Source organism: Polaribacter sp., assembly GCF_965656025.1.
Lineage (GTDB): Bacteria > Bacteroidota > Bacteroidia > Flavobacteriales > Flavobacteriaceae > Polaribacter.
On record NZ_CBFHJT010000063.1, the window covers coordinates 1 to 9,232 of the forward strand.

At 30.0% G+C, this 9,232-nt stretch carries 7 protein-coding genes and 1 pseudogene; 3 read left to right on the forward strand and 5 right to left on the reverse strand.

The window, feature by feature from the left end; genetic code table 11:
- The coding region (locus ACTG3S_RS11350; RefSeq protein WP_439129470.1) for a DHHA1 domain-containing protein at positions 1-528 on the forward strand (528 nt) is incomplete at its 5' end.
- A gap of 7 nt (positions 529-535) precedes the next feature.
- Positions 536-2,413, forward strand: coding sequence for a hypothetical protein (locus ACTG3S_RS11355; protein ID WP_439129471.1), 1,878 nt, complete (start codon positions 536-538; stop codon positions 2,411-2,413).
- Here ACTG3S_RS11355 and ACTG3S_RS11360 read toward each other — a convergent pair.
- A complete protein-coding gene (locus ACTG3S_RS11360) occupies positions 2,410-2,781 on the reverse strand; it encodes a VOC family protein (protein WP_439129472.1) in 372 nt (123 codons plus the stop codon). The two genes, ACTG3S_RS11355 and ACTG3S_RS11360, sit on opposite strands and share 4 nt — an antisense overlap.
- A 194-nt stretch (positions 2,782-2,975) precedes the next feature.
- Between ACTG3S_RS11360 and ACTG3S_RS11365 the strand changes: the two genes are divergently transcribed.
- Positions 2,976-3,275, forward strand: coding sequence for a GIY-YIG nuclease family protein (locus ACTG3S_RS11365; protein ID WP_439129473.1), 300 nt, complete (start codon positions 2,976-2,978; stop codon positions 3,273-3,275).
- Between the two features lie 376 nt (positions 3,276-3,651).
- On the opposite strand, the gene ACTG3S_RS11370 is transcribed toward ACTG3S_RS11365, so the two are convergent.
- The 4 genes and pseudogenes from ACTG3S_RS11370 to ACTG3S_RS11385 all read right to left on the reverse strand — a co-directional run.
- Complete coding sequence (locus ACTG3S_RS11370; RefSeq protein WP_439129474.1) at positions 3,652-6,051, reverse strand: helix-turn-helix domain-containing protein; 2,400 nt, start codon at positions 6,049-6,051, stop codon at positions 3,652-3,654.
- 79 nt (positions 6,052-6,130) lie between these two features.
- Complete coding sequence (locus tag ACTG3S_RS11375) at positions 6,131-6,499, reverse strand: DUF2200 domain-containing protein (RefSeq protein ID WP_439129475.1); 369 nt, start codon at positions 6,497-6,499, stop codon at positions 6,131-6,133.
- A gap of 235 nt (positions 6,500-6,734) precedes the next feature.
- A complete protein-coding gene (gene odhB, locus ACTG3S_RS11380; RefSeq protein WP_439129476.1) occupies positions 6,735-7,958 on the reverse strand; it encodes a 2-oxoglutarate dehydrogenase complex dihydrolipoyllysine-residue succinyltransferase in 1,224 nt (407 codons plus the stop codon).
- Between the two features lie 120 nt (positions 7,959-8,078).
- Positions 8,079-9,232, reverse strand: a pseudogene (locus ACTG3S_RS11385) (2-oxoglutarate dehydrogenase E1 component); the annotation flags it as partial.

Consider the following 9,232-nt stretch of genomic DNA (forward strand, 5'->3'; position numbering starts at 1 on the left):
TCTGCGCGCTCTGTAAAAGGATTTGATGTGTATGAAGCCTTGTTGCAGTGTGAAGATTTTATAGAGCAATTTGGTGGACATAAATATGCTGCAGGGTTAACCTTGTTACCAGAAAATTATGAGAATTTTAAAAATAAGTTTGAAGAAGTCGTCTCTAAAACAATTGATAAGAAATTGCTAACTCCAGAAATAGCAATTGATGCTGAAATTGAACTCTCAGAAATTACTCCAAAATTTTTTAGAATCATACAACAAATGGCTCCTTTTGGTCCACAGAATATGAAACCTGTTTTTAAAAGTAGTTGTGTTAGAGATAATGGTTATGGAAAAAAAGTAGGTGCAACACAAACCCATTTAAAACTCAATGTTTTTCAAGGCGATAATAAACAAACTTTTGGCGCTATTGGTTTTAATTTAGGTGATAAAATTTACGCTGTTCAAAACGATTTTGATATTGTGTATACTTTAGATGAAAACGAGTGGAATGGGTTTAAGTCGATACAATTGGTGTTAAAGGATTTGAAATAAGAAAAAGATGGAAATAAAAAATGTTGAAAAAAAGATTGAGTATTGGAGCGAACTTTGGGAAGATTTGATAAGAAATTTTTTAAAGAAATCTTATGGTTTGAGACTTTATACACCTCATACACTAATTGAAGATATTATTGTTGAAATAACTGAAAATGATTTCAGAAATGCTGATAATAAAAAGTACTTTTATGATAAAATTTGTAACTATTTAGAAAAGGATGAAGTTATAAAATCAAAATTAAAATCTGAATTTTCACTATTAAGAAAATCTTTTGGTAACGGAAAAAGTAATTATATTCTTGCACTATGCAAGAAAATTAATATTGAATTAAAAAAAGGTATTTATTTTAAAGAAACTTTATTGTCAGTTGAGCAATTAATTCTGAATGACTCTGAATTAGATTTAGAATTTGTTAAAAAGATAAATTATAATACTCAAGTCTTAATTGTTGAGTTTTTAGGTAAAAATTATGATTTATCTGATATAAATAAATTTTTGAAGAACATATTTTGTGATTATCATTACTTTAATGAATTATTAACTGTAGACTTTCCTCATGGTTTAAAGAATAAAGATTTAGAAGATTCAGATTCTTATGATGAACGAATTAAAGCTTATATGGATAAACTAACATACAAAGAACGTATTCAAAAACTCTCTTATTATTATCATAAAAAAACAGAAAGTGTTAAATACATATTTAAGGTAAATGGTCTAAAAGGAAATATTGAAAAGAAAATTTTAGGAGTGACGTTCTATAATATAAAAGAAAAAAGGTTTCAAAAAGATTTTGAGAAATATGATTATGAGGATTTACAAAAGGAAATTAAGGAAAAGTATATACAAGCTGCTGTTGATGTAGATTATCTATTACCTAAATCATCATTAAAATTTGCCAAGACTAAAATTGAGAACGCTTTAGATATACTTTCAGTATATTTTAATTTCAAAACTGAAGTTTATGTGAATGATTCACAATATGTAATTATAAATAGTAAGGGAGAATCCATTTTTTCAAGTTTTTCTAGAGATAAAAATGATCAATTTGCAAATCATAATGAATCACTAGATTTAAAAAGCCATGAAAAAAGTTTAGAGAGATTAAAAGAATGTGATTTTTTATTTAAAAATGAAACTGACAGTGACTGTATATTAAAATTAAAAAACGCTTTACATTGGTATAGAAAAGGAGTAGAATCAATAAAAGATGAGGATAAAATACTTAATTACTGGATTTCGATAGAAAATTTCTTTAGTAATGAAATTGAATCTTTAACAGACATACTTCATGGAAAAAAAGGTAATAAGTTTAAAATTATACAAGAAATTGTATCTGATCAACAAGTTCTTTACTTTACATATAATTATGGATGGGAATTACATAGTCATTATAAGCATTTAGCTAATAGTTTTTTTAAAAATACGGAAATACCTGAAGAGCTATTGGTTAAAGGTCAATTAAAAACTAAACCTAATCAAATCGTATATCTAAATAATTTTATAGAAATATTACCCGAATTAAAAAAGTTTGAAAAAAATCTATTAATGCAAGAAAAAATTAATTCAGTAATTGATTTTTATACGAAACCACAATATTTAAATAAATTTTTAAAAAAACATATAATAGAAGTGAAAAACGACTTATTAATGATTTTTAGATTTAGGAATTTAATTGTACATAATGCTCATTTTAATAATAAGCTTTTGCCTTACTTTGCTTGGAAAGCCAAATCATTTTCAGGTGGATTAATTATGAAATTAATTCGTTCTTATGAAAAAGGTAAGGATATAAATGATTTGGTTTTTGATATACATATTCAGAAAGAAACTTTTTTTAAAGAAATTGAGTTTGGTAATATTAATCTTTTTAAGAAACCCTAAACATGCTGATCAATCAGAACCGTATTTCCATCAGGGTCAAAAAACACAATACTTGCAGGTCCAGAAGTGTTGGTATCTGCTTCACTTTCTAATTTTATATGATTGGCTTTTAGATGCTTTTGAATGTCTCTTACATCATCAAAAGCATCCAACTTGTTGGCATTTTCATCCCAACCAGGGTTAAAGGTTAAAATATTATTTTCAAACATGCCTTGAAACAAACCAACTAAAGCATTTCCATTTTTCATAATTAGGTAATTTTTTTCCAATTCTCCAGCAAAAACAGTAAATCCTAATTTCTCATAAAATGCTTTTGACTTCTGAATGTCTTTTACTGCTAAACTGATGGACATGGCTCCTAATTTCATAATAATAAGTTTTTGGGTTCATGTTTTAAAGTTAAGAAATTAATTAATATCTAACGAATATCATTTCGACGTTAGGAGAAATCTAACACAATATTATTAGTTAATTCTAAGATTTCTCAAACGCTAAAAAGACTCATTTCGAAATGACATTCTGATGATTTATTGTTAATTGTAGAAATTAATTATATTTAAATATGTTTAAAAAATACTTCATTTATATAATTACAAATGAGAAGAAAACAGTTTTATATATTGGAGTAACAAATAATCTTCAAAAAAGACTTTCTCAACATTATTTTGATAGTCAAAATGTTAAAAGGTCTTTTGCAGGAAAATACAATTGTTATTATTTATTGTATTATGAAACTTTCGAAGACATTAATTTAGCTATACTTAGGGAAAAAGAATTGAAAGGATGGAGAAGAGAAAAGAAAAATAAACTGATATCTGAATTTAATCCAAATTGGGATTTCCTAAACAATGATGTTTTGTAGTAGCAATGTCATTCCGAACGAGGAATGAGGAGGAATCTCATGTAATATAATTAGTTATATTTAAGATTTCTCAATCGCTAAAAAGGCTCATTTCGAAATGACATTCTGATGATGAATTATTTGTAGTTATAAGAATTAAAAATAATAGAGAAAAAAATAAACTGATATCAGAATTTAACCACAATTGAGATTTTCTAAACAATAATCCTTTATAATCAAAATGTCATTTCGACAGAGTGAAGAATGAACGACGAGAAATCTAACACAATATTATTAGTTTTTTTTAAGATTTCTCAATCGCTAAAAAGGCTCATTTCGAAATGACATTCTGATGATCACTTATTTTTAGTTAAAAAGATTTAAACAAGAATTAATTCTAACGCTCCATAGACAACAAAACCATTCGCAACTCCATAAAAGTAAAAGACTTGTCTACTTTTTCTTTGAGCTCTGTAAGATTTTTAAACTCTACTTCTTCAATTTGTTTGATGATTTTTTTATAACGTTTTAACTCAATCAACTCCAAAATATCAACATCACCTGAAGGGATAAAGGTCATTAAATGACTTTGAATGGTATTTAATGTTAAGCTACGTTCTTTGGCAATTTCTTTGGGTGATAAACCTGATTTAAACAACTCAAATGTAATTTGTTTGGTGTTTTTTTTATCCTCTTTTTTTTGTTCGTTGAATTTGTTGATACCATTTTCTTTGCAATATGCCTCAATAACATCTAGAATTTCTTCTCCGTATTTTTTTACACGGATTTTTCCCATTCCATTTACTTTCAACAACTCTTTTTCAGACCTTGGTAAAGCATCACACATGGCATATAAAGTTTCTTGTGTAAAAATTTGAAACGCTGGTATGTTTTCTGCAATTCGAATTTCGTCTCTTAATTCGCGTAATTTTAATGCCAATAAAGGGTCTTTTCTAGTCGATATTTTTTTCTTCTTTTTAGGTTCCGTTTTTTGTAAAACGGAATCTGCTCTAACTTGTAAATATTCTTTTACTTTAAAAGCACTTGTCATTTTCTGTAAAGCAAATAACTTTTCTTCTAGTTTTTCTTGTAAAGCATCAAACTGTTTCGAAAAGTCTTTTTTTACGGCTTTATTATCTGTAGAAAAAGAAATCGCATCTAAAGGTTTTTGAATATTATTATTCGTATGATTTAAAAAATAAGCAACTCCTTTTGTAAATCGCTCTTGAATTTGAGAACTATTTTCAGGGAGAATATTATCCTCTGAGAGATTATTCAACTGATTTTTAAATCCGTTTGAAACTTTCATTAAAGCAACAACTCCATCATCTTTTATGGTTTGTAAATGGTCGATAACATCACCTTTAATAGACGTTTTATTTTTGTAAAAAATGTCAATCAAACGCGTTGTAGGATATAAAAAAGGTTGATAATCGAACAATTCTGAAATTAAATTCAATTGAAACTCTTTTTCTGATTGTAATAATTCTTTTTCGTCAGGGTGATTTTCTTCCACACTTTCGTTAAAAGAACTTACAGTTTGGTCATTAATAATGGCATTACTAGAAATTGGGGTTTTTAGCACCAAACCTTCTAAAGAGGTACACCTGCTCAAAGCCACATAGGTTTGTCCGTGCGCAAAAGAAGCTTCTGCATCTATAATTGCTTTTTCAAAGGTTAAGCCCTGACTTTTATGAATGGTAATTGCCCAAGCCAATCGTAATGGAATTTGAGAAAAAGAACCAATTACATCTTCTTTAATGGCTTTGGTTTCTTCGTTGATGGAGTAATTTACATTGTCCCAGTTTTCTCTTTCTGTAACAATTTCTTCCACTTCATTGGCACACTGAACAGTTACAGTTTCTCTTGAAATGTCAGTAATGATTCCTATTTTTCCATTAAAATATCTTTTTTCTAGTGAGGAATCATTTTTGATAAACATTACTTGTGCCCCAATTTTAAGTTCTAATTTTTCATCATTAGGAAAAGCGTTTTCATTAAATTTTCCAGAAACATCAGCTTCAAAAAAGTAGCTTTTGTTTTTGAGTTTATTCAGCTCAGAATCGTTGATTAAATCGGCTCTTTTATTATGTGTGGTTAAGGTAATATAGCCATCTTCTTTGTCTGGTGAAAAACTAGGATTGTAACGTTCATTTAAAATTTTTGTAGATTTTTCAGATAAGTTATCGTTTCTAATTTCATTTAAAATGGTAATAAAAGCTTCATTTTTTTGACGATAAATATGTTTTAATTCGATAGAAACTACATTGGCTTCTTGAAATGCTTTTGAGCTGAAAAAGTAAACAGTTTCATAATGATTTCTCAATAAATTCCATTCATTAGGTCTAACCACAGGCGCTAATTGTTGCAAATCGCCAATCATGAGAACTTGTGCACCACCAAACACTTTATTTCGGTTTTTATAACGCCTCATTACTTGATCTATACCATCTAACAAATCCGCACGAACCATAGAAATTTCGTCAATAATTACTAAATCTAACGATTTTATGATATCAATTTTTGTTTTAGAAAAACGTCTTTGTTGGTTATTCTGAGTTTGATTTGGTAAAATAGGACCAAAAGGCATTTGAAAAAATGAATGAATGGTAACTCCTTTTGCATTAATTGCTGCAACACCAGTTGGTGCTACAATTACCAATCTTTTTAAAGATTCATTTTTAATTTGATGTAAAAAAGTAGTTTTACCTGTACCCGCTTTTCCTGTAATAAAGAGGTTTCTATCAGTTTTTTCGATAAAATCTATGGCAAGTTCTAATTCAGGATTTTTGGACATTATAGCTTTTTGATGCAAGATAATAAAACCATAATTGTATGATAAATAATTAAGGGAAAATTAGTGCTACATGAAGAGGTTAAGCGCGTAAAATCTTCTCCATTTTTCTACCTTTTGCCAATTCATCAACCAATTTGTCAAGGTATCTACACTTCCTATAGATTTCGAATTCGTTTGCTATTTCTTCAATTCGATAACCACAAATAACGCCTTTTATTAAATGTGCATTTGGGTGTAAAGTTGCGCGTTCAAAAAAAGTTCGAAATGTTACTTTTTCATCAATTAGTTCTTGTATCCTTTGTTCATTAAAACCAGTTAACCATTCTATAACTTGGTGCAATTCTTTAATAGATCTTCCTTTCTTTTCTATTTTGGTTACATAGTGTGGATACACTGAAAAGAATTTCATGTTGGCTACTTGTTCATTTTTTTTAGCGGTAACTTTCATTGTTAAAATTGTTTGATTAGCAATTTACAAAATTCTAAATAACAAATGCTAGCAAACAAGTTTAGCCCAGATTGAACGGTTTGTTTGAGCTCTCACGCTTTTTTAGCGTGAAGCGAGTAGTGAAAGCTGGAAATAGCTACAAGCAAAAAAATCCCAAGCAAAAGCTCAGGATATTATATTTTATGAGAAACTTCGACAAGCTCAGTTTGACATACTTATGAACCCAGATGCTGGGTTACATTTCTAATGCTTTTGTTGGATTGTTATCCATCAATAATTCTACAGGATTTTCTAGCGCTTCTTTAACAGCTACTAAGAAACCTACAGATTCACGACCATCAATAATTCTGTGGTCATAAGATAAAGCCACATACATGATTGGGGCAATAGTTACAGCACCATCAACAGCAATAGGTCTGTTTACAATGTTGTGCATGCCTAAAATTCCACTTTGTGGAGGGTTGATAATTGGCGTAGATAACATAGAACCAAAAACACCACCATTGGTAATGGTAAAGGTTCCACCGGTCATTTCATCAACAGTAATTTGACCATCTCTAGCTCTTAAAGCCAAACGCTTTACTTCACTTTCTACACCTCTAAAAGACAAGTTTTCTGCATTTCTGATTACAGGTACCATTAATCCTTTAGGACCAGAAACTGCAATAGAAATATCTTGAAAATCGTGTTTTATTTGAAAATCTCCATCTATCATAGAATTTACATCAGGATACATTTTTAAAGCCCTAACTACAGCTAACGTAAAGAAAGACATAAACCCTAAACCAACACCATGTTTTGCTTTAAAATCTTCTTTGTATTGTTTACGTAAATCAAAAATAGGTTGCATGTTTACTTCGTTAAACGTAGTTAACATAGCAGTTTCGCTTTTTACAGCTACCAAACGCTCTGCTACTTTTCTACGTAACATAGACATTTTTTTACGCTCTGTTCCACGAGTTCCGTTTGCTGGCTGTGTTCCCATAGAAGGTACTGCTTTTACAGCATCATCTTTGGTAATTCTGCCATCTTTTCCAGTTCCTTTTACAGCAGATGCATCAATACCTTTTTCTGCTAAAACTTTTTTAGCGGCAGGAGAAGCTGTACCAGAAGCATAGGTTTCTTTTTTCTCTTGACTGGGTGCATCTGCAGTTTCTTTGGTTGGTGCTTCTTTAGTTGGTGCATCATCTTTTTTAGAAGCATCTCCTGCTGGTTTTGCAGCAGCAGTGTCTATTAAACAAACTACTTCTCCAACAGCAACTGCATCTCCTTCTTCTGCTTTTAAAGTGATAATTCCACTTTCTTCTGCAGGCAACTCTAAAGTTGCTTTATCAGAATCTACTTCTGCTATGGGTTGGTCTTTTTCTACATAATCTCCATCTTCAACTAACCAAGTTGCAATTTCTACTTCTGTAATTGATTCTCCTGGAGAAGGAACTTTCATTTCTAAAACACTCATGGTTTCTTTTTTTATTTTAATCTGAAATTCTTTTTAATTTTTTTGGGCGTTTAAACAGGCTTTCCACTATATCTTTTTGCAGAAAAAGCAAAAAGGATGTCGTTTCAATCCTTAACGCGCTTACTCATTATCATTAAAAACACTGTCTATAACTGCTTTATGACGTTTTTTAAATCTTGTACTAGAACCTGCTGCTGGTACTGCATAGTATTTACGAGAACGTACGTTTAATTTTACCAAATCAAAACGCTCTAACATAAAACTCCAAGCACCCATATTCCTAGGTTCTTCTTGTGCCCAAATATAATTTTCTACATTTGGATACCTGTCAATTACTTTCTGTATTTTATCTAAATGCAATGGAAATAGCTGTTCTATTCTCACCAAAGCAACATCATCTCTTTCTAAATTTTCTCTTTCTTCTAACAAATCATAATAGAATTTACCCATACAGAAAACTAGTTTCTTTACATTTTTTGGATTAATTGTATCGTCTATAACTTCTTGGAATTCGCCAGTTGCCAAATCTTCTATACTAGAAATTACTTTTGGATGACGCAACAAACTTTTTGGTGTAAATACAATTAAAGGTTTTCTGTAATCTCTTTTCATTTGTCTACGTAACAAATGATAAAAGTTTGCAGGTGTTGTACAGTTGGCAACTGTCATATTATCTACGGCACATAATTGTAAATAACGTTCTATTCTTGCAGATGAATGCTCAGAACCTTGCCCTTCATAACCATGTGGTAATAAAACCACAATACCATTTTGCAATTTCCATTTGTCTTCTGCAGCAGAAATATATTGGTCGAACATTATTTGTGCTCCGTTAGAAAAATCTCCAAATTGTGCTTCCCAAATTGTTAATGTATTCGGATTCCCCATAGCATAACCATAGTCAAAACCTAACACTCCATATTCAGATAATAAAGAATTGTAAATGGTCATTTGCCCTTTAGTATCTGGATTTGTATTTAATAAATTAATTCTTTCTTCTGAAACCTCATCACGTAAAATGGCGTGTCTGTGAGAAAACGTTCCTCTTTCTACATCTTGCCCAGAAATACGCACGTTAAAACCTTCTTCCATTAAAGAGCCATAGGCTAAATTTTCTGCCATTCCCCAATCTAATTCGTTGGTTTCGAATGCCATTTTTGCTCTAGTTTTTAAAATACGTTCTGCCTTTCTAACAAAATTAGCACCTTCTGGCACTGTAGAGACTACTTTTGCAATGTGTTTTAATCTTTCTGAACTATACTTTGTATCTACAG

Excerpts from the sequence above, each read along its gene's own strand:
- ACTG3S_RS11355 (WP_439129471.1), top strand. The coding sequence starts at position 536 with ATGGAAATAAAAAATGTTGAAAAAAAGATTGAGTATTGGAGCGAACTT.
- ACTG3S_RS11360 (WP_439129472.1), bottom strand. The coding sequence starts at position 2,781 with ATGAAATTAGGAGCCATGTCCATCAGTTTAGCAGTAAAAGACATTCAG.
- ACTG3S_RS11365 (WP_439129473.1), top strand. The coding sequence starts at position 2,976 with ATGTTTAAAAAATACTTCATTTATATAATTACAAATGAGAAGAAAACA.
- ACTG3S_RS11370 (WP_439129474.1), bottom strand. The coding sequence starts at position 6,051 with ATGTCCAAAAATCCTGAATTAGAACTTGCCATAGATTTTATCGAAAAA.
- ACTG3S_RS11375 (WP_439129475.1), bottom strand. The coding sequence starts at position 6,499 with ATGAAAGTTACCGCTAAAAAAAATGAACAAGTAGCCAACATGAAATTC.
- odhB (WP_439129476.1), bottom strand. The coding sequence starts at position 7,958 with ATGAGTGTTTTAGAAATGAAAGTTCCTTCTCCAGGAGAATCAATTACA.